Genomic DNA, 20,514 nt, shown 5'->3' with positions numbered 1-20,514 from the left:
ATTTTATGAGCCAATTTCAGTATGTGTGTTCAGTGGATGCGTTGGTGGCCAACTCGGGGGTGGCCGCGCTGATTAACGGTCAACAAATTGCGCTGTTTTATTTGGCTGGGCAGGTTTACGCCACCAGCAATTACGACCCCATTTGCCATGCGTTTGTGATGTCGCGCGGTATGGTGGGCGATTTAAAAGGCCAGTTGATGGTGGCCTCGCCCTTGCACAAAGAGCATTACAACTTGCAAACCGGGCAGTGTTTTGAGCACCCCGATATTTATCTTACGGTTTACCCCAGTCGTATTGAAGACCACGCGGTGTGGGTGAGCGTGCCATGACGACGGCTAACAAGGTCACCGAAACCACCTGCCCCTATTGCGGCGTGGGGTGCGGCATGCGCATTACGCCCAGTGCGTCTAATGTGTCGAGTACGCCCGATTCGGAGGCCACTTTTTCAGTAGATGCTTTTTCAGTAGTAGGCAGTCCAAGTCACCCCGCCAATTTTGGCAAGTTGTGTGTAAAAGGCAGCTCGGTGACCGAAACCTTGGGGTTTGCTGGGCGCATGCTTGCCCCACAAATTAACGCCAAACCAGTCGATTGGGACAACGCACTGCGCCATGTGGCCGACACCTTAAAGCGGGTGATTGCAGAGCACGGTCGTGAGGCGGTGGCCTTTTATGTTTCGGGACAATTGCTGACCGAAGACTATTATGTGGCCAATAAACTTATGAAAGGCTTTATCGGTGCCGCCAACATTGATACCAACTCACGGCTGTGTATGGCCTCGGCGGTGGTGGGTTACAAACGTGCGTTTGGCGCCGATGCCGTGCCGTGCAGTTACGAAGATTTAGAGCACGCCGAGCTGATTACGTTGGTGGGGTCGAACACCGCTTGGGCGCACCCCATTGTCTACCAGCGCATTGCGGCGGCTAAAAAAGCCAATCCCCGTTTAAAAGTGGTGGTGATTGACCCGCGCAAAACCGCGACGTGCGAAATTGCCGACCTGCACTTGGCCTTAAAACCCGGCAGCGATGCAGCGTTGTTTAACGGTTTGTTGGCTTATTTGCACCAGCACAACGGTTTGGACGACGCCTATATTGCCCAGCACACCCAAGGGTTTGAGGCCGCATTGGCCAGCGCGCAAGCGCTAGAGTCGTTGCACGAGGTGGCCGCCTGGTGCGACTTAGACGCCAGCGCCCTTGAGCAATGGTTTAAATGGGCGTTGCAGACCCCTAAAATGGTGACTCTGTATTCGCAAGGGGTCAATCAGTCCAGCTCGGGGGTGGATAAATCGAACGCCATCATTAACGTCCACTTGGCGACCGGCCGCATTGGCAAAGAAGGCACAGGGCCGTTTTCGATTACCGGTCAACCCAACGCCATGGGCGGGCGCGAAGTGGGCGGTTTGGCCAATCAACTGGCCGCGCACATGGACTTTGCCACGCCCGGCGCCATTGACCGCGTGCAACGCTTTTGGCAAGCGCCCAATATGGCGCGCAGCAACGGTTTAAAAGCGGTGGAGATGTTTGACGCGGTGGCGCAAGGCCACATTAAAGCCATTTGGATTATCAACACCAATCCGGTGGTGTCGATGCCCGACGCCGATGCGGTAAAAGCCGCTTTGCAAGGGTGCGAGTGCGTGATTGTGCAAGACTGCTTGCAGCACACCGACACCACGGCTGTGGGCACGGTATTGCTGCCCGCCTTAACTTGGGGCGAAACCAGCGGTTCGGTCACCAATTCGGACAGAACCATTTCGATGCAACGCCAATTTATGCAAGGCCCCGAGCACGCCCGAGCCGATTGGTGGATTGTCTGTGAAGTGGCTAAACGCATGGGTTGGTCGGACGCGTTTAGCTACGCCAGCGAGGCCGATATTTTTAGAGAGCACGCCGCGCTGTCGGGGTTTGAAAACGATGATTTGCACGGCCGCCGCGATTTTGACTTATCAGGCCTGGTCAATTTAAGCGACGCCGATTACGCCGATTTTAGTCCAAAACCTTGGCCTATTAACGCCGCACACCCCAATGGATGCAAACGCCTGTTTAGCGATGGCCGTTTTTTTACCCCAAGCGGTCGGGCGCAGTTTATCGCCATTACCCCACGCTTGCCACACGCCGTGCTGAGTGCCGATTGGCCGCTACGGCTGAACACCGGGCGGGTGCGTGACCAATGGCACACCATGACGCGCACCGGCAAAACCCCACGGTTATTGGCGCATCGCGGCGAGCCGTTTGTTAGCCTGCACCCCAGTGATGCGGCGGCGCGTGGCATTGTGGCCGGCGACTGGGTGCGGGTGTTTAACCCCTTGGGGCAGTATATGGGACGCGCCGAACTGTCTGAACAACAGCGCGTCAATGAGGTGTTTGCGCCCATTCATTGGACAGCACAAAACAGCGCACACGGCCGTGTGGACGCACTGATACCCGCCGTGGTCGATCCCTTGTCCGGTCAACCCGAGCTGAAACACGCCGCCGTGCAAGTGGCACGCTTGCAGAGCGATTGGCAAGGCTTTGTGCTCAGTCGCACCCCATTGCCAGCGGCGCTGTTAAGCGATTTAGTATCGTGGGTCAGTGTGCAAGGCGACCCATTTTATCGCTACGAAGTGGTGGGAAGGGGACGTTTGGATGCCTTGCCGAGCGCTTTGGCAGCGTTGCCCAGCGTTTGTAGTAGTGGGCAAAATACATTAAATAATGGTGTTGATGCGGTTGAGTTTTTAGAGTATCACGCCCCAGGTTTAGGACAAACACGCGCGGCGTGGTTGGTAAAAGGCGCGCTGCAACAGGTGGTGTTTTTAGCGGCAACGCCATCGCCATCTCCATCACTTCCGAGCCGCGATTGGTTGGGGCGTTTGTTTGCCAATGCCACGCTTACGCCCAGTGATCGTTTTGCGTTGTTGGCCGGTTATGGCCGCAACACGCCCGACCCAGGTGCGCAAGTGTGCGCCTGTTTTGGGGTGGGGGTAAACACGTTGGTGAGCGCGATACAAAGTCAAAAATTAACCACCGTGGCGCAGATTGGCGCGCACTGCAAAGCGGGCACCAATTGTGGCAGTTGCGTGCCCGAGTTAACCGAGCTGTTGCGTCAAATGCATTGATGTTTTTTAAGGGGAATCAACGTGGATTACTTACCTATTTTTATGAACATTAAACAGCAGCACTGTTTAATTGTGGGCGGCGGCGCGGTAGCGGCGCGCAAAGCCGATCTGTTTATTCAAGCCGGTGCGATGGTGACAGTGATGTCGCCTCAATTGGGCACCGAGATGCGCTTTCATTTGGCGCAAGGCAAAATTGTCTGGCAGATGGCTGAGTTTTCGCCAAGTCAGTTAGCGGGTTTGTTGAACATTAAATTGGTGATTTGCGCCACCGATGTGCAAGCGGTTAATTTGGCGGTGTACCACTATTTTAAAGCGCTTAATATTCCGGTAAATGTGGCCGACCAAACCGAGTATTGCGACTTTATTTTGCCTGCCATTGTCGATCGCGCGCCCATGACCATCGCTATTTCCACCGGTGGACGCTCGCCGGTGTTGGCGCGGGTGATGAAAGCGCGTTTAGAGACCTTAATTCCGCACGGTTTTAGCCAGCTTACCGACTTGGTGGGGCGCTATCGCCAGCAGGTTAAAAATCTTTTAAACGAAGAGCAGCGCAAAGGTTTTTGGGAAAAGGTCTTAACCGGCTTGTTTATTGATAAAGCGGTACACGGCCAAGAGGGTGAGGCCGAAGCGCTGTTGCAAACCCAAATTAACGCGTTGCACGCCAACGCCGATGGCAATCACGAGTCTGCCGCCATGCCCGCGCATCAGGGCGAGGTGTATATTATTGGCGCAGGGCCGGGCGATCCGGATTTAATGACCTTTAAGGCGCTGCGTTTGTTGCAACAAGCCGATGTAATTTTGTACGACCGTCTGGTCGCGCCCGAAATTTTGGACATGGCGCGGCGTGAAGCCGAGCGCATTTACGTTGGTAAACGCGAAAAATGGCATAAAGTGGCGCAACCCGACATCAGTCAAATGTTGGTCGATTTGGCCAAACAAGGCAAACGTGTCGCCCGCTTAAAAGGCGGTGACCCCTATATTTTTGGCCGAGGTGCCGAAGAGGCCGAGCTGCTGGTGCAAAACAACATCCCGTTTCAAGTGGTTCCAGGCATTACCGCGGCGGCAGGGTGTTCGGCGTACGCCGGGTTTCCGTTAACGCACCGTGACTACGCTCAGTCGGTGTCGCTGATTACCGGGCATCAACAAGCGGGCGCGCAAGAAATTGACTACGCACGTTTAGCGCATTCGGGCGACACCATGGTGTTTTACATGGGCATTAAAAATGCCGCGCAGATTCAACGCAGTTTGTTGGCGCACGGTTTAAGTCCCACCATGCCGGTGGCGATTATTGAAAACGGCACGCGCGCCAATCAAAAAGTTACCATTACCGACCTGACCCAAATGGTGCAGGTGATTGCCACCCAAACCATTAAGCCGCCGGCGTTGTTGATTATTGGTGAGGTGATTAACCTGCGCGAACGTTTGCGCGCGTCGGCGTCCACGCCCATTCAGGAGGCGGTATGAGCGACAGTATGGATCACCCCTTTACCGAGTTTTTGCGCATTTTGGGCAAAGGTCCACACAGCCGCCGTCCGTTAACCGAAGACGAAGCGCTGCGTGCTTTGCAGATGATTTTAGCCAACCAAGTGACCGACAAACAATTGGGGGCGTTTTTACTGCTGATGCGCGCCAATGGCGAAACGCCCAGCGAGCTGGTGGGGTTTGTTAAAGGGTTGCGTTCAACCTTAAACGCGCCCAACTTAGACGAACGCATTGATTTAGACTGGGCGGCGTACGCCGGCAAATGGCGTTATCCGCCGTATTTTTTGCTGAGCATTAAGTTGCTGGTGCAAAACGGCTATACCGTGTTATTGCATGGCGACGCTGGGCAATTTAGCAATCGCACCTACGCACACAGCGTGCTTGAGCCTTTGGGCTTTTACCAGGCCTGCTCATTAAGCGACGCGCAGCACGCCATCGCGCAAGGCCGCGCCACCTACTTGGGGTTGGAGCACTTTGCACCTGCGGTGCGTGGCATTTTGCACTTAAAGTCCGAGCTGGGGGTGCGCACGGTGTTTAACACCGCGGTAAAATGTTTAAACCCGTTAAACGCTCGGGTGGCCGTGCAAGGCATTTACCATAAAGGGGTCGAAAATCTGCATCACGCTGTCGCGCTGGCGTTGCAGACGCCGTGCAACTTGGTGTTTAAAGGCGAAGGTGGCGAGGCCGAAATTAGACCCGATGCCTTGAGCCAGCTCTATTTTTCGCACAAAGAGCACGCCACACAAGAGACGGTGGCGCTTAAAGGACAAATTGAACGCCAAGAGCGCCCAAAAACCTGGGAAAACGACCATTTATTAGAACTTTGGCACGCCCGCCTAAACGACGTGTATGGCCAAGCGTGTGTGATTGCGACCATGGCCGTGGCGTTGATGGCGGTAGAGAAATGGCCGGTAGACGTAGCGTTTGCACACGCTGACCAGGCCTGGCAAAACCGTTTGGCGCACCCATAATGATGGCGCAACTGCAAAAAGCCGACTACACCGAGGTGTTTGATTGGTTGATGCAGCAAAGCCAATTAGGCCAATTGAACGTAGAGCGTGTTGCATTGGTGGACGCCAGTGCGCGCATTTTAGCCGTGGAGGTGTGCAGTTTAATGGCCGAGCCACGCCAGCGTTTAAGCGCGATGGACGGTTATGCCTTCACCCAAGAAATATCTGAAACACCTGCGGCTATACCAAAGGCAAAACCAAAGACTACGTTAAGTTCTAACACGTTAGATTGTGACCAGGCCTGGTTAGAGGTTGTGGGCTGTCAAATGGCCGGCCAACCGCCGATGTCGGCGCTTGCGCCCAATCAGACGGTGCGAGTGATGACCGGTGCGTGCTTGCCGGAGGGTGTTAATTGCGTTATTCCGTTGGAATGCGCTGAGTTAAAAAGCCTGAATGACCAGGCCTGGTTACGTCGTCCGATCCAACCGTTAATCAAATCGAATATTAAAGAAGTCGGCTGTGAGTTGGCGCAGGGCGAGCTGGTTTTGCACGCCGGACAGAAATTAGGTGCGGTAGAGATGGCGTTATTGGCCTCTATGGGCATCGGTTTTGTTGAGGTGTGGGCAATGCCTAAAGTGGTGGTGTTGTTAAGCGGTGATGAGCTGGTGCCGCTCAGCGATTCGCCCACGCAAGCCTTGCAAAGCGGGCAACGATACGAAACCAACTCATGGTGGTTGCGCTCGTTGTTAAGCGCGTTTTCGATTGAATGGGTGGCGATGCAACAGGTGAGTGATGATCCGGGGGCGATGGGTGATGCGCTGGCATTTTGGCAATCGCGCGTCGATTTGATTCTTACGGTCGGCGGGGCATCGGTGGGCGACAAAGACGGCGTCACTCAAGCGCTGTCGTCTATGGCCGCACCCATTGTGGTGAAACGTTGGCAATTGCAAATGCGACCAGCCAAACCCTTGTCGTATGTGTGTTGGCCCAGCGCGCACGACCCCTCTATTGCGGCTTGCCATCTGCTGGCCTTACCGGGCAATCCGCTGGCGGGGTTTATGAGTTTTAAACTGTTTGTAAACGCTTTTTTGGCGAGAATGTGTCGAGCAACCCACTGGCAAGCTCACAGCCAACAGGTGCAGATGGCACACGCGTATGCAGGACACGATTCGCTCACCTTGTGGTTGCAAGTTAAGCGTACGTCTGCTGGCGTTGTGGTGTTAGAAGCGCCCTCCAGCGGTCACTTAAAAACCCTTTTGCAAGCCGATGGTTACATGGCGCTTTTACCCAAGCAGCGCGTGTTGGTGGGCGATTGGGTGACCCTGTGGACGTACTCATGATTGGCGTGCTGATTTTAGCCGGCGGTCGCGGGCAACGCATGGGCGGACAAGATAAGGGTTGGTGCGAGTATCGCCAAAAACCGATGATTGAATGGGTGTTACAAGACTTAAACGCACAGCGCGCTAAACTACATCAATCAGGCCAAGACACAGTGTGTGTGATTAGTGCCAACCGCAATAATGCACGCTACGCTGCTTTGGTTGACGCGGTGGTGTCGGATATTAACCCTGGTTATTTAGGCCCTTTGTCTGGCATAGAAGCCGCGTTGCAATGGGGTGCATTGCAGTTAAATTTGGGCATTTCACGTTGGATTACTTGCCCAGTAGATTCCATGGCATTGCCCACAGACTATTTGCAACGCATGAGCGCGTTGCATGAGCGTACTTTGGGCTTTGCTCAGTACCTCTCTAATGATTTGCAAAAGCCAGAAAAGCCACAATCGCCACAATCGTATTTTGCACACATGAGTCTTCCTAGCCATTCTTTGAATGCGTTGCAAATGTATACAGCCCAAAATAGAGAGCAAAATCATGCCCTTAAAACAGCGAGTAGCGTATTAAATACTGCGCACAGTTCTGGGTCAATTTACCAATGGTTAAGGCAAGAAAAAGCCCAACCTATTGTTTTCAATGATAAACAAAAGTTTTTAAACATCAATGAGTTAGAGGGTTTTGGTAAGGGTATTTACAGCGCTTAATTTGATTGTCACAGTACTAACCTGCAAATGTCATATTGTCTGTCTAGAATATAAAATCTTATAACAGACGGCTCAAGGCAAACGAATTATGCGAATTCTTGAAGAAATTTCCATTAAGACCCGACTTTGGCTCAATCTTTTAATTGGCCTTATCTTTTTAGTGGGATTGGTCTTGTTATCGCGTTCGGCTTTGGTTGAGGTTCAGGAAAATACCCAAAACCTGCAGACGATTCAAACCACTCAAACGGCCAAAATAGATGAATTTCAGCATCAGTTTTCTAATGTTTTACTAAAAATGAATGACTATACTCGCACGCTTGATAAAGCCGCGGGTCAAGTATTTTACTTAAAGATGGATGAGCTTATGGCGCTTAACTTAGCGCTAGACCCTTCGTTTAATCCAAATGACGAATTGGCTAACGCCGCCGAACTTACCAAAAACACAGAAAACACAGAAAGCACAAATAACACCGTGCTGGCCGTGGCAAAAATGCACGAGCATTTAACCAATATTAAAAAGTCAGCCAACTCATTGGTGTTTTTAAAAGAGCAAATTCAGGAAACCTTAAGATACGGTATTGAACCAAGTTCTGAAAGACTGCAAACCCACATAAAAACGTTTATGGAGTTGGAGTCTGGCAACGCAGCAAACACAGAACCGTTTAAAGAATTGCTTAAACGTCTTAATACCTCGCAATTTACCTTGGTTAAAATGATTGCGTTGAGCAATACTCAATTAAAAACAGTTTTTGATGAACAGGGCTTAGGGCATTCAAGTGAAGCGCTTTTTACAGGCTTAAGTGAACGTTATGCCGCTAATATTATGAACCAAGAAATGTTTGCAGAGCTTTATGGCGCTCGTGAGAGTTACACCGAGTCTTTTAATGATTTAAGAGATTACATTCAAACTGAGTCTCAAAACAACGTTAGCATTTCAGAATTAACACAAAAAGCCAATGATTTATTGCAAAATGCGATTGATAAAACAGACCAAAAATCCCTGGGTTTAATGGCCTCTTTAAGTCTTTTAAGTGAAACTAAGATGGTCGAAATGACCACCGCCAGTGCCATTACCTTGTTACTTATGTTGGTGCTAAATTTTGCCATTGTGCGTTCAGTAACCACCCCTTTATCTAAAATGCAACGGCAGGTCATTTTAATTGCCAACCAAGGAACGTACAAAAATTGGCAAGTGTCTAAAGGGCGTAACGAGCTTACCGACATTGAAAACAGCATTCAGTTTTTGCTCTCTTCGGTGGTTAATGCCACCAGTGAAATTAACCTTGTCAGTGAAAATTTAGCGCACGGTGATCTTAAGGCAAAAATGCAAGGGGATTATCAGGGCGAACTGGCGGTCTTAAAAGACAACTTCAATAAGAGCATTAGTGAAATTGTCAGTACGTTTCAAACCATTAATAATGCCAGTCAAGACTTGGCACGTGGTCATTTGAGTGCAGAAATTGACCTAGAAAAGTTTGATGGCGGCTACCGTGAAGTCATGCTTAATCTTAAGCAGGCTATTCAAGTTCAAAAAGAGTCTATATCGTCCATAAATTTAGTGATGCACACCATGACACAAGGCGACTTTAGTCAACGTATTACCATTGATTTGCCGGGTGAATACAGTGCGTTAAAGCAATTTTTAAACGATTCATTAGACAGCCTAGAACACTCTATTGATAGCAAAAATGATATTTTAGACAATTACAAACAAGGTGATTTTTCGTATCAAACCAAAATGGTGTTTGGCGGAAAATTGAATGAACTTAAAACCAATATGGATCGCATGGCGTACAGCGTAAGCGACATGCTGACCAATGTTAAACAAGCGTCAATGGATGCAGTAAGCGGTGTTGAAGAGATCAGTGCCGGCAATCAAGATTTAAACCGTCGCGTACAGAGCCAAGCATCGGCTATTCAAAAAACAACATTGCATATGGATCAAATGGCGCACAGTGTAACGCAATCACTTCAGCAAGCCAGCGATGTTAACGGTGTGAGCCTCTCCGTTAGACAAACCATAGAACAAGGAAGTCGTGTAGTGATTGAGATGGATCAGGCCATGTCAGGCATTTTAACGGCCAGTCAGGAAATTTCTAAAATTACTCAGGTCATTGATAGCATTGCGTTTCAGACCAATTTGTTGGCGTTAAACGCTGCTGTTGAAGCCGCTCGAGCCGGTGAGTCGGGTCGTGGTTTTGCTGTGGTAGCCGGTGAGGTTCGTTCACTGGCACAACGCTCGGCTGAGGCCGCTAAGCAGATTCGCATGGTCTCAGCAAAAAGTATGGAAAAAGTTGAAATCGGCATAAAACTCAGTCGAATGACGACTGAAACCTTTGATAAAAACAGTCGAGCGGTCGAACAGGTTTCCAGCATGATTGCGACCATGCACCAAAGCCTAGAGCGTCAAACTAATGGTATTCAAGAGGTAAGCCATGCGTTAAATGAAATTGACGAAGCCACTCAACAGAACGCCGCATTAGTAGAAGAGATTGCGTCTACTTCGGCTAATATTATCGAGCAAGTGCGAGGTTTAGAGGAGTCAATTAAAACGTTTAAGACGATGGACGTCGAATCATTTAAACCGCCTGCGAATACAGTCGATTTAAAACAGATTGCTTAGAAAGGACTGACTGTAAAAAACAGATAAACCGCGAGCAAAGATGCTCGCGGCTTATTGAAACGTGCTAACAGATGTTAAGCCGTTTTTTTACCCATCAATACCAGCGCTGGGTAGACCAATACGCTGGCAATGCCAGCGTAAGCGGCTGAAATAGCCACTAGAAAAATCCAGTCGACTAGGTAGGTGACTTGACTCATTGAGGATTGCGTTAAGCTGGGCAGAATAAACACAAAGACTAGGCCAATGATGACCCCAATCATTAACGATTTTTTAAATGCCGCACCGTTAATCAGTGAACGTTTTGAGCTAAGCACCGCGCCGTATAAAATTGTCGCGGCAATCAGCACCGTGATGACCGTTTGCCAATGTAACTCAAGCAGTCCTACCATTGTATAAAAAGCTAAACCAAATTCTTGCATGCTAGTATTTCCTTTGCGATACGCTTTAGACCTTGCCTTCCAGCATTTTTAGGTATGTGGGTTTGAGCATTTGTTCTTTCATAATCCAGGCAAACCAAGACTCTTGTTTTGGGTCGATAAAATCGAAGGTGGGGATTAAGTCTTTGTTGTAATCAAACTCAATCAACATGGCCGAACCAACTTGAGTAATAAGCGGGCACGACGTATAGCCGTTAAAGCTCGCTGTGGGTTCATTACCGGCAATCACCGACAACAAGTTGTTAACCACAATGGGAACCGACATTTTGACTGTAGCAGCCGTTTTGCCTAGTGGTGTGCCGTTGACATCACCGCAACCAAATATTTCTGGGTAGGTGGTGTGTTGCAATGAATTTTTATCAACAGCCAACCAGCCGCCCGATGCAAACGTGCCTTCGCCCCATGCCAAGTCCGATTCACGAACCACTTTGGGTGCGCGCATAGGCGGTACTACGTGAAGTAAATCGTACGCAACTTCTTTAATCTCGCCTTCGGCGTTGCTAAAGTGGGCTTTTTGGGCGCCAATATCAATGGCTTTAAGCTGGGTTTTTAGCGCTGTGCCCATGTTATTTTCTTTAAAGCGTTCAATGACAAAGTCGTTAAACCAAGGCAAACCAAATACACCGCCTGTGGACGAGTAGAAGTTCATGTTGGCTTGCTCAAATCCGCCGTTCTTTTTTAAACGGTCCAAGGTTAAAAAGGCCATTTTTAACGGCGCACCCGCGCAACGAATAGGCGTGGCCGGCAAGGTGAAATAGCCGTTACCGCCTTTTTGAGTGTAGCTTTCAATTACTTTCCACGATGCTTCGGCTTTGTCTGGGCTGTGGTATACGCTGGTTAAGCCTTTTTGACCAATGGCTTCAACGTCCATGCCTTCGATGGCCTGGTAGTCGTACTCAATACCCATGCTTACTACCAGGTAGTCGTACCCAATCACTTGACCGGCATCGGTGGTGAGTTTTTTATTATCGGGGTCAAACGAAGCCACCATCTCTTTAATATGGTTAATGTTTGCACCGTGCGGTAAAAAATCGGCGTTAGCACCCGGTAATACTTTGTCCTTTGGCCATAAACCAGTGGCCACCAGTGTTAAACCTGGCCAGTAAACGTGTGCTTCTTTGCGGTCAATAATGGTGATTTTGCCATTAGGCAGTGCTTTGGCCAGGCGGTTGGCAATGCTGATTCCCGCCGAACCACTGCCGGCTATAACAATATGGACTGGGGTGTCGCTGGATTGACTGGCAATGGCATTTTCTAATCCAGTCATATAGGCAAGGCCTGCCGCAGCTCCCATTAAAAAACCACGACGGCTTAAGCCGCCAAGGCCATTTATGGGCGCGTTATCTTGATTTTTTTCATGGTTCATCCTTGTGAAGGGAATGTGAGTAGATGTTCTTAGAGGTTTTTGAGTGCTTTTTAACCGCGCGCTAAGTGTGTTCCGAGTGCGGTGCTAAAGTTCAAATAGAACCTACGTTCTTCTAGCAACCCAGACGCTTTTTGATGCGGTTGTCTAATTGAGAAAATACTCTTTTAGCGCATTAACCAGGTTGAAGCCAACAATTTTGCTTGAAATTGATGGGAATATCCAGTGATTCACTCAAAATTAATGCATTAATCAGAAAAATTTATGCTGTTAATATGTGCTTTACGCAAGGTATTAGCACTACTTTTGTATGGTTTATGCCAGAGCAAGAGCGGTTAGTTTACCGAACTGCCCAATCGTTGGCGGTATTGCTTGGACAGTTCGACGTCGGTGGAAGAAAGCATATTTACTATGGTGATGATAAGTTCACGTGCTGCGCCTTCACGGTAAGTCGGTGACTGTTCGTGCAAAGCAAATAAAGCGTCTAATGCACCTTTGGGGTCATGTTCCGCTACTAGGCAAATGGCTAAATCAAAATAGGCATCAAAATCGAGTCGATCGGCGTTGATTTGCGCTAACAGTGCCGTTTTACCGGATGTTTTTAGGGCTAAATTTTTAAAGGTCAGTTGACCAACGAGCGCGCGGCCAATGTCGCTCTCTTTGTCGGCATCGGGTAAACGATTGAACAAATCGGTGGCCGGTTCTATCGCATCAACGTCCAGTAAAACTTGAATCATGTCGAGCGCCACGCGGCGGTTGCTGGGGTCGGATTGTATCGCTTGCGTTAATAAGTTGATGGCGGCCATAGTGTCGCCCGCCAAATGCGCTTCACGTGCTTGCATGCGTGTTTCATCTGAAGCACGGTAAATGCCAAACTCTTTTAGCATTAAGGCAAGTTCATCACTGTCCATTCTGCCTACTTCATGACGGACGATGTTGCCGTCTTTAAAGACTTTAATGGTGGGTAAGTTTTGAATGTCGTATTCGGCTTTAAGTTCTGGTTGCTCATAGACATCGACCTTTACAAAAATAAACTGGCCAGAAAAGTCGTGAGCTAAATCGGTGAGCGATTTTTCAACTTCCATGCAGATTCCTGAATCGACGCTCATAAACTCAACCACAACAGGGAGTTTGTGTGAGTTTAACAGTACTAAATCATTAAAATTTTTAAGCGACACTTCAAAGGCATAAGCAGGCAGGGTTGGGTTCATGGGTGAATTCCGTTAAATTGATGCATGGCATTGTAAACGCCATTTATTATATTTTGAGCTCTTTGCACGATTGTGCAAAGAGATTATTTTGTGAAAAGTGAGTTTAGCGGCCAAAGACACGTTTTAAAAAACGCACAAAAATAAACAACGCTACCGCCAGCCAAGGGTATAAAAACCAGCGAATAAATTCGTAAAACGAGGTTAAAGGCTGCTCAAGGTGTTGCAAGCCTTCAACGGTCAGCAGGCCATCTTGTGCCGTGCCCAGTGCGATGAGCGCGATGAGTAAAAAAATAGCACCAAACAGCGCGCCGCCAAATAAAAAAATCTTAGTCCAAATGTCCATTAAGCCGATTCCTTACATAAAGCGATTGTTAAAACAACCAGGCCTGGTCTCTATACATTTAGATAGTCTAAAATACCTTCCGCCGCCGCACGCCCTTCGGCCACCGCTTCTACCACTAAGCTTGAGCCGCGCACCATGTCGCCACCGGCAAACACTTTGGGATTGCTGGTCTGAAAGGTAAACAGCGATTTATCAGACGCCACCACGCCGTTCCAGCTATTAAGCTCAATGTTAAAGTCTTTCAACCACTCAGGCGGATTGGGTTGAAAACCAAACGCTACCACGACAGCATCGCATTCAATAATAAACTCTGAACCCGGAACCGTTTCGGCCACACGGCGGCCTTTGGCGTCGGGCTCTCCCATGCGAGTTTCAACGACCTTAATACCTTGTACTTGGCCGTTGCCAATGATTTCAACGGGTGCCAAATTAAACTTAAATTGCACCCCTTCTTCGCGGGCGTTTTTAACTTCAGCGCGTGATCCTGGCATGTTTTCTTCATCACGACGATACACGCAATACACTTCTGAGGCGCCTTGACGAATCGAGGTACGCGTGCAGTCCATTGTAGTGTCGCCGCCGCCTAGCACCACCACTTTTTTACCGGCCATGCTCACAAACGGTTCGGGGGTTTGTGGCATGCCCAGTTCGTGTTTTACGTTGCCAATTAAAAAGTCTAGGGCTTTGTACACGCCAGGCATCTCTTCACCTGGAAAGCGTCCAGCCATTGGTTTGTAAGTGCCTAAACCTAAAAACACTGCGTCGTAATCGCTCACTAGGGTTTGAAAGTGTACGTCTTTACCAATTTCGGTGTTGCAATGAAACTCTACGCCCATCTCTTCTAACATTTGACGACGACGAATCACAATGTCTTTGTCGAGCTTAAATTGTGGAATCCCAAAGGTTAATAAGCCACCAATTTCGGGTTGTTTTTCAAATACCACGGGGGTGACACCGTTGCGAATTAAAATATCCGCAGCCGACAATCCCGCCGGGCCAGAGCCGACAATCGCGACTTTTTTACCGCTGTGTGGCACATTGGACAGGTCGGGTTTCCAGCCCATCGCAAACGCGGTGTCGGTAATGTATTTTTCTATTTGACCAATGGTCACCGAGCCAAAATGGGTGTCTTCTAAGGTACAGGCCTGTTCACATAAGCGATCTTGTGGACAGATGCGACCGCACATTTCGGGCAATGAGTTGGTTTTATGGGAGATTTCAGCGGCTTCCATAATATTGCCTTCGGCCACCAGCTTTAACCAGTTTGGAATGTAGTTGTGCACAGGGCAAGCGTATTCGCAATACGGATTGCCGCAGTGCAAGCAACGGTCGGCTTGTGCCATGGCGCTTTGCATGTCAAACGGATGATAAATTTCAGTAAATTCCGTTTTACGCGTTTCGGCCAGTTTCTTTTCGGGAAGCTGGCGGTTAAGTTCTAAAAATTGTCGTACATTGGGCATTTTTAAATTCCTTTTCCGTTTCGCTTAATCGACTTTTGACACAAATAGGTCAAACAGGGCTTCAATGTCAATGGCGCGTGACTTAACCAGCCAAAAATGGCGAATATAACGGCTAAAGTTGGCCAGCACTTCTTGTCCCCAAGGGCTGTTGGTTTTTTCGACGTATTCGGTAATTAACGCTTTTAAATAGACGCGATACGCTTCGGTGTTTTCGGTGTCAATGCGAATAGATTCGACCATTTCGGGGTTGAGGCGATCGGGTAGGGTGCGGTTTTCATCTAGAATAAACGCCATGCCTCCCGACATACCGGCACCAAAGTTAACCCCCACTTCACCTAAGCTCACCACCGTTCCACCGGTCATGTATTCACAACCGTGGTCGCCTAAGCCTTCTAAAACGGCCGTAGCACCCGAGTTACGTACTGCAAAACGCTCACCACCGGTGCCGTTGGCAAATAATTTACCGCCCGTAGCACCATACAAACAGGTATTGCCTACAATAGGCGTGTTTTTTGAGTCAAAGGTGCTTACAGCAGGTGGACGAATCACAATTTCGCCGCCGGCCATGCCTTTGCCCACGTAGTCGTTAGCATCGCCTTCTAGGTGTAAGTTTAAGCCATCGACGTTAAACACCCCAAACGACTGCCCAGCTATGCCGGTGAGCTTTAAGGTAATGGGTGCGTCTTTCATGCCGTCGTTGCCATAACGTTCGGCAATTTCACCCGCCACACGTGCGCCAATCGAGCGGCCAGTGTTAACCAGGTCAAAATGGAATGTTCCGCCGGTTTTGGCTTCAATCGTCGGCAAGGTGGCTTTGACCATCTGTTCGGCTATGTCACCCAAATCCCACGGGTTATTGCGTTTAACTTGCACGGTTTGTGGTTTGTCGGCCGGCACACCACCGTCGGTCATAAACGCCGAAAGGTCGATGTTTTTTTGTTTTTCGGTCAGTGGGTTGTCAATCATTTTTAATAAATCAACGCGTCCCACTAAATCGTGCAACGAACGCACACCCAATTTGGCCAGCCATTCGCGAGTTTCTTCGGCCACAAAGGTAAAGTAGTTCATGACCATTTCGGGCAGACCAATAAAATGCTCTTTACGTAAGCGTTCGTCTTGCGTGGCTACGCCCACGGCACAGGTGTTAAGGTGGCAAATACGGAGGTATTTACAGCCCAGTGCAATCATGGGTACGGTTCCAAAACCAAACGATTCTGCGCCTAAAATGGCCGCTTTAATCACATCTAAACCGGTTTTTAAGCCGCCATCGGCTTGTAAAATAACCTGGCCGCGTAGGTCGTTGGCACGCAACACTTGATGCGCTTCGGCCAAGCCCATTTCAAAGGGATTGCCCGCGTATTTAACCGAGGTCATTGGGCTGGCACCGGTTCCGCCATCGTAGCCAGAAATGGTGATTAAATCGGCGTAGGCTTTGGCCACGCCGGCTGCAATCGTACCCACACCAGGTTCTGACACTAACTTAACCGACACTAATGCGTTGGGGTTAATTTGCTTTAAATCGTAAATTAACTGCGCCAAATCTTCAATAGAGTAAATGTCGTGATGCGGCGGTGGGGAAATTAAAGTAACCCCAGGCACCGAATGACGCAGTTTGGCAATGGTCATGTCCACCTTGTGGCCAGGCAATTGCCCGCCTTCACCCGGTTTAGCACCTTGAGCGACTTTAATTTGCAGCACTTCGGCATTGCGTAAATAGTGTGCAGTCACCCCAAAGCGCCCCGAAGCGATTTGCTTAATTTTAGACATTTTTTCGGTGCCGTAACGCGCTGGGTCTTCTGCACCCTCGCCCGAATTGGAGCGTGCGCCCAAACGGTTCATGGCGGTGGCCAACGCTTCATGGGCTTCGGGTGACAGTGCGCCCAGCGAAATACCGGCCGAATCAAAACGCTTAAACATCGCGCTAATAGGCTCAACTTCGCTAATGTCAATGGCGGTAATGCCGTCTTTAAAGGTGAGCAAGTCACGAATGGTCATAGCCGGACGGGTGTTGACCAAATCTCTAAACTCATTGTATTTGGCTTGGTCGTTTTTTTGCACCGCTTCACGAATGCTGTTAACCACTTCGGGGTTGAAAGCATGGTATTCGCCACCGTAAACGTATTTAAACTGGCCACCTTGTTGCAATGCTTTACGCGGATTAAACGCTTCCCACGCCAGACGGCGTTGGTCGAGTTCAATGTGTTCAAACCCTGCACCTTCAATGCGGCTTGGGGTGTCTTTGAAGCATAGGTTAACCAACTCAGAGGTCAATCCGACTGCTTCAAAAAGTTGTGAGCCACGGTACGAGGTAATGGTCGAAATCCCCATTTTTGAGAGGATTTTGTACAGCCCTTTGTCAATGGCTTTGCGGTAGTTTTTAATGTAATCGCTAATGGGTTTGTTTTTGTCTAACTCATTGGTGCGACGCATGTCTTCAATGGTTTCGTACGCCAAATAGGGGTAGACGGCAGTGGCACCGTAGCCAAACAACACGGCAAAGTGGTGAGGGTCACGTGCTGTGGCGGTTTGCACAATTAGGTTGGCTTCGGTACGCAAGCCTTCCACAATTAAGCGGTGGTGTACCGCACCCGTGGCCATAACAGCCGGAATGCTAATGTGCCCATCGACCACATTTAAATCGCTTAACACCAACAGGGTGTAACCGTCTTTAACCGCTTGCACAGCCTGATCGCACAAGGCAATAACGGCGGCTTTTAAGCCCATTTGTTCGTGATTGTAGTGCAGTGACAATACGGTGTTTTGGTAGTCGGCGTCTGGCATTGACATCAACTGTTGCATCATGGATGGGCTGAGAACGGGCGAGCGCACTTCTAGGCGACGCGCGTGTTCTGGGCCTTCTTCAAACATGTTCATCTCACGACCAAAACAGGTGTTAAGGGACATAACAATGTTTTCACGCAATGGGTCAATGGGCGGATTGGTTACCTGGGCAAACATTTGTCTAAAGTAATCAAACACCGAACGTGGCTTGTGTGAAAACACCGGCAAAGGTGCGTCGTCACCCATCGATACAGTGGCTTCTTGACCTTCTTCGGCAAGAACACGAATAACTGCGTCACGTTCTTCAAATGTAACTTGAAAGTATTTTTGATAGATGTCAGCGGTATGGCGATCCCAGCCTAGGGTGTTTTCGACTTGCTGCAGTTTTTCTTCAATGTGCATGTAGCCTTTGTCCATCCACTCGCGGTAGGGTTTGGCCATTTTTAATTGATCGTCAATTTCGTCGGGCATCATCAGTGTGCCGGTTTCGAGGTCAACGGCAATCACCTGGCCTGGTCGTAAGCGACCTTTGGCTACCACGTCTTCGGGGGCATATTTGTACACACCAATTTCGGATGCAAAGGTAATGTGACGGTCTTTGGTAATGACGTAACGCGTGGGACGCAAGCCATTGCGATCTACGCCGCAAATGGCGTATTTGCCGGTGTTTATAACCATTCCGGCCGGGCCATCCCACGGTTCCATGTGCATGGAGTTGTATTCTAAAAAGGCTTTTTTGTCCGGATCCATATGTGGAATGTTTTGCCAAGCCGGTGGCACCAATAAACGCAAGGCCTGAAACACCGGCATGTCGCCCATCATAAGCACTTCGAGCATGTTGTCGAGCGAGTTAGAGTCAGAACCGGATTGCGCCACCAGCGGCTTTAGGTCGGCCAAGTCGGGCAATAAAGGCGTGGCAAATTTGCTTTGACGCGCCAACGCCCAAAAGCGATTGCCTTTAATGGTGTTCAGTTCACCATTGTGCGCCAAAAAGCGGAAAGGCTGCGCCAATCGCCACTGCGGTGCAGTGTTGGTCGAAAAACGTTGGTGATACGAAATAATAGACGAGGCAAAATCGGCGTTTTTAAGATCTAGATAAAATTCGGGTAATTCTTTAGGCATTACCAAGCCTTTGTACGACAACAACTGGCTGTTAAGCGAGGCGATATAAAATACGTTGTCAGCAGGTTCAATGGCCATTTCAGTTTTGCGACGTGCGGTAAACAACAAACGATTAAACGCGGCTTCGGTCATGTCGGCGGGTGCGTTGACAAAAATTTGTTCAATGCGCGGTTCCATGCCTTTGGCCTGAGTGCCTAATACGCTTGAATTAACCGGAACGACGCGCCAGCCGGCAACCACTAAGCCCTTGTTGAGCAATTTTTCTTCTAATGTTTTACGCGCTAAATGGGCTTTGGCAGCGTCTTGATTTAAGAAAATCATGCCCGCGGCGTAAATTGGAGCCAGTTCAAAGCCCGCTTGTGTTGCGATGTTTTGTAAAAACGCCGCGGGCTTTTTGATTAACAGGCCACAGCCATCGCCAGTGCAGCAATCGGCGGCTACACCACCACGGTGGGTCATATTGGCCAGTGATTCAATAGCGGTTTGCACGACCCAGTGACTTGGTTTATCGTCCATGTTTGCGATTAAACCAAAGCCGCAGTTCTCCTTTTCAAACTCAGGTGAATAAAGGCCTGTTAAGTTTAAGCCGGGATGAGATTGTAATGGATTCATAGTCAGTGTCCTGTCTGTCAGAAAGCCGATAAATCAGTGCGATAAACTGGGTTTAACCACTTGATTTATAAGGGAAATATTTATTTTTAGCGCGTTTAAAAAAATAAAATAGCGGCAGATTATACTGTAATTGCGGGTTTGGAATCAAATTGTATCATTGTTTGGCCTATGTTTTAGCGCGCTGTACGCCCTTTGGGTATGGATTTTAAGAAAAGTGCAGGCTTTTAGGGTTGGCAAAACTGGGCAATGAGAGGATTGTGATCCGAAAGACTAGGTACATTGAGTGCTTGAGCCGATGTAAGCTGGAGGCCGCGATAAAAAATATGGTCAAGGGGTTGGCGCATCAGGGTTTTAATAGGGCGAGTATCGGGATAAGCCACTTGGCTTAAGTTGAGTTGTTGGGTGGCGTTTAGCAGAGTTTTTAAGCGAGTTGGATTCCAGGTATTAAAATCGCCACTGATAATGAGCGCTTGGGTGCTGTGTGCAAGGTGGTTCCAAAGCTGTTGCAACTCGTGAGCAAACACGCGGTGTGACACAAAGTTAATGGCGTGAATGTTTACGTGAATTAAATTTTGGCCGCAGGCCAAAGTGTGATGAGTGATGAGTGCGGTTTTGTGGGTTAAAAATCCCAGTTCTCGGCTTTGTGTTAGGCATTGTTGTTGACCGCGTAAAAAGCTCGAAGACGCGGTTAAAACCCCGGCTTGACGTTTGGCCGTTTGCAAGTTGGGCGCCATCACAAAAGGAAGGTCAAAGAAGCGATGACTTGCACTGGCACTGTGGATAATCGTTGCTTCTTGTAGGCTTAAAATGTGGGGCGGCTCTATGGGCAAAAGGCTTTCAATTGGGCGGTGGGTAAAATGCGAAAAATCAATTTTGTGTAAATTCCAGGTAAGTACATTAAAACACGCGGGCAAACGGCTTTGTGACCAGGCCTGGTCACAGTGCAGTGTTGAGTTGAGTGCGCTGATGGGTGTGAATTTGGGTTGGTACATTATATAAAGCCT

General features: G+C 49.0%; 14 protein-coding genes. 7 read left to right on the top strand and 7 right to left on the bottom strand.

Annotated elements, in window-relative coordinates; genetic code table 11:
- Window positions 1-5: 5 nt before the first annotated feature.
- From nirD to EP181_RS11840, 7 genes are all read left to right on the top strand, one after another.
- Window positions 6-329, top strand: coding sequence for a nitrite reductase small subunit NirD (nirD, locus tag EP181_RS09835; protein WP_127471473.1), 324 nt, complete (start codon window positions 6-8; stop codon window positions 327-329).
- Window positions 326-3,088, top strand: coding sequence for a nitrate reductase (locus tag EP181_RS09830; protein ID WP_127471472.1), 2,763 nt, complete (start codon window positions 326-328; stop codon window positions 3,086-3,088). The genes nirD and EP181_RS09830 overlap by 4 nt, the downstream gene beginning before the upstream one ends.
- A 21-nt stretch (window positions 3,089-3,109) precedes the next feature.
- On the top strand, window positions 3,110-4,552 hold the full coding sequence (cysG, locus tag EP181_RS09825; RefSeq protein WP_127471471.1) for a siroheme synthase CysG: 1,443 nt from the start codon (window positions 3,110-3,112) through the stop codon (window positions 4,550-4,552).
- Entirely contained in the window at window positions 4,549-5,541 is a 993-nt protein-coding gene (locus tag EP181_RS09820; protein ID WP_232023422.1) for a glycosyl transferase family protein, read from the top strand. The genes cysG and EP181_RS09820 overlap by 4 nt, the downstream gene beginning before the upstream one ends.
- Window positions 5,541-6,860: a molybdopterin molybdotransferase MoeA gene (locus EP181_RS09815; protein ID WP_127471470.1), complete on the top strand. Its 1,320-nt coding sequence runs from the start codon at window positions 5,541-5,543 to the stop codon at window positions 6,858-6,860. The genes EP181_RS09820 and EP181_RS09815 overlap by 1 nt, the downstream gene beginning before the upstream one ends.
- A complete protein-coding gene (locus EP181_RS09810; protein ID WP_127471469.1) occupies window positions 6,845-7,558 on the top strand; it encodes an NTP transferase domain-containing protein in 714 nt (237 codons plus the stop codon). The genes EP181_RS09815 and EP181_RS09810 overlap by 16 nt, the downstream gene beginning before the upstream one ends.
- An 88-nt stretch (window positions 7,559-7,646) precedes the next feature.
- Entirely contained in the window at window positions 7,647-10,181 is a 2,535-nt protein-coding gene (locus tag EP181_RS11840) for a methyl-accepting chemotaxis protein (RefSeq protein WP_127471468.1), read from the top strand.
- Window positions 10,182-10,255: 74 nt separating this feature from the next.
- Here the strand turns inward: EP181_RS11840 and EP181_RS09800 are convergent, their stop codons facing one another.
- From EP181_RS09800 to EP181_RS09770, 7 genes are all read right to left on the bottom strand, one after another.
- Window positions 10,256-10,600, bottom strand: coding sequence for a hypothetical protein (locus EP181_RS09800; protein WP_127471467.1), 345 nt, complete (start codon window positions 10,598-10,600; stop codon window positions 10,256-10,258).
- A 25-nt stretch (window positions 10,601-10,625) separates the two neighbouring features.
- Complete coding sequence (locus tag EP181_RS09795; RefSeq protein WP_127471466.1) at window positions 10,626-11,984, bottom strand: NAD(P)/FAD-dependent oxidoreductase; 1,359 nt, start codon at window positions 11,982-11,984, stop codon at window positions 10,626-10,628.
- A 332-nt stretch (window positions 11,985-12,316) separates the two neighbouring features.
- Window positions 12,317-13,192, bottom strand: a complete 876-nt coding sequence (locus tag EP181_RS09790) for a tetratricopeptide repeat protein (protein WP_127471465.1) — start codon at window positions 13,190-13,192, stop codon at window positions 12,317-12,319.
- Between the two features lie 103 nt (window positions 13,193-13,295).
- Complete coding sequence (locus EP181_RS09785) at window positions 13,296-13,535, bottom strand: hypothetical protein (protein WP_127471464.1); 240 nt, start codon at window positions 13,533-13,535, stop codon at window positions 13,296-13,298.
- Between the two features lie 50 nt (window positions 13,536-13,585).
- Window positions 13,586-14,995, bottom strand: a complete 1,410-nt coding sequence (locus EP181_RS09780; protein WP_127471463.1) for an FAD-dependent oxidoreductase — start codon at window positions 14,993-14,995, stop codon at window positions 13,586-13,588.
- Between the two features lie 24 nt (window positions 14,996-15,019).
- Entirely contained in the window at window positions 15,020-19,510 is a 4,491-nt protein-coding gene (gene gltB, locus EP181_RS09775) for a glutamate synthase large subunit (protein WP_127471462.1), read from the bottom strand.
- Between the two features lie 224 nt (window positions 19,511-19,734).
- Window positions 19,735-20,502, bottom strand: a complete 768-nt coding sequence (locus EP181_RS09770) for an endonuclease/exonuclease/phosphatase family protein (protein ID WP_127471461.1) — start codon at window positions 20,500-20,502, stop codon at window positions 19,735-19,737.
- Between the last annotated feature and the right edge of the window lie 12 nt (window positions 20,503-20,514).

Source organism: Thiomicrorhabdus aquaedulcis (assembly GCF_004001325.1).
Taxonomy (GTDB): Bacteria; Pseudomonadota; Gammaproteobacteria; order Thiomicrospirales; family Thiomicrospiraceae; genus Thiomicrorhabdus; species Thiomicrorhabdus aquaedulcis.
Note: the sequence above shows the minus strand (reverse complement) of the source record. Positions and strands in the feature narration are given on the sequence as shown.

What these genes read in the sequence shown, in the direction of transcription:
- nirD (WP_127471473.1), top strand. Translation starts at nt 6, where the DNA reads ATGAGCCAATTTCAGTATGTGTGTTCAGTGGATGCGTTGGTGGCCAAC.
- EP181_RS09830 (WP_127471472.1), top strand. Translation starts at nt 326, where the DNA reads ATGACGACGGCTAACAAGGTCACCGAAACCACCTGCCCCTATTGCGGC.
- EP181_RS09820 (WP_232023422.1), top strand. Translation starts at nt 4,549, where the DNA reads ATGAGCGACAGTATGGATCACCCCTTTACCGAGTTTTTGCGCATTTTG.
- EP181_RS09815 (WP_127471470.1), top strand. Translation starts at nt 5,541, where the DNA reads ATGATGGCGCAACTGCAAAAAGCCGACTACACCGAGGTGTTTGATTGG.
- EP181_RS11840 (WP_127471468.1), top strand. Translation starts at nt 7,647, where the DNA reads ATGCGAATTCTTGAAGAAATTTCCATTAAGACCCGACTTTGGCTCAAT.
- EP181_RS09800 (WP_127471467.1), bottom strand. Translation starts at nt 10,600, where the DNA reads ATGCAAGAATTTGGTTTAGCTTTTTATACAATGGTAGGACTGCTTGAG.
- EP181_RS09795 (WP_127471466.1), bottom strand. Translation starts at nt 11,984, where the DNA reads ATGAACCATGAAAAAAATCAAGATAACGCGCCCATAAATGGCCTTGGC.
- EP181_RS09790 (WP_127471465.1), bottom strand. Translation starts at nt 13,192, where the DNA reads ATGAACCCAACCCTGCCTGCTTATGCCTTTGAAGTGTCGCTTAAAAAT.
- EP181_RS09785 (WP_127471464.1), bottom strand. Translation starts at nt 13,535, where the DNA reads ATGGACATTTGGACTAAGATTTTTTTATTTGGCGGCGCGCTGTTTGGT.
- EP181_RS09780 (WP_127471463.1), bottom strand. Translation starts at nt 14,995, where the DNA reads ATGCCCAATGTACGACAATTTTTAGAACTTAACCGCCAGCTTCCCGAA.
- gltB (WP_127471462.1), bottom strand. Translation starts at nt 19,510, where the DNA reads ATGAATCCATTACAATCTCATCCCGGCTTAAACTTAACAGGCCTTTAT.
- EP181_RS09770 (WP_127471461.1), bottom strand. Translation starts at nt 20,502, where the DNA reads ATGTACCAACCCAAATTCACACCCATCAGCGCACTCAACTCAACACTG.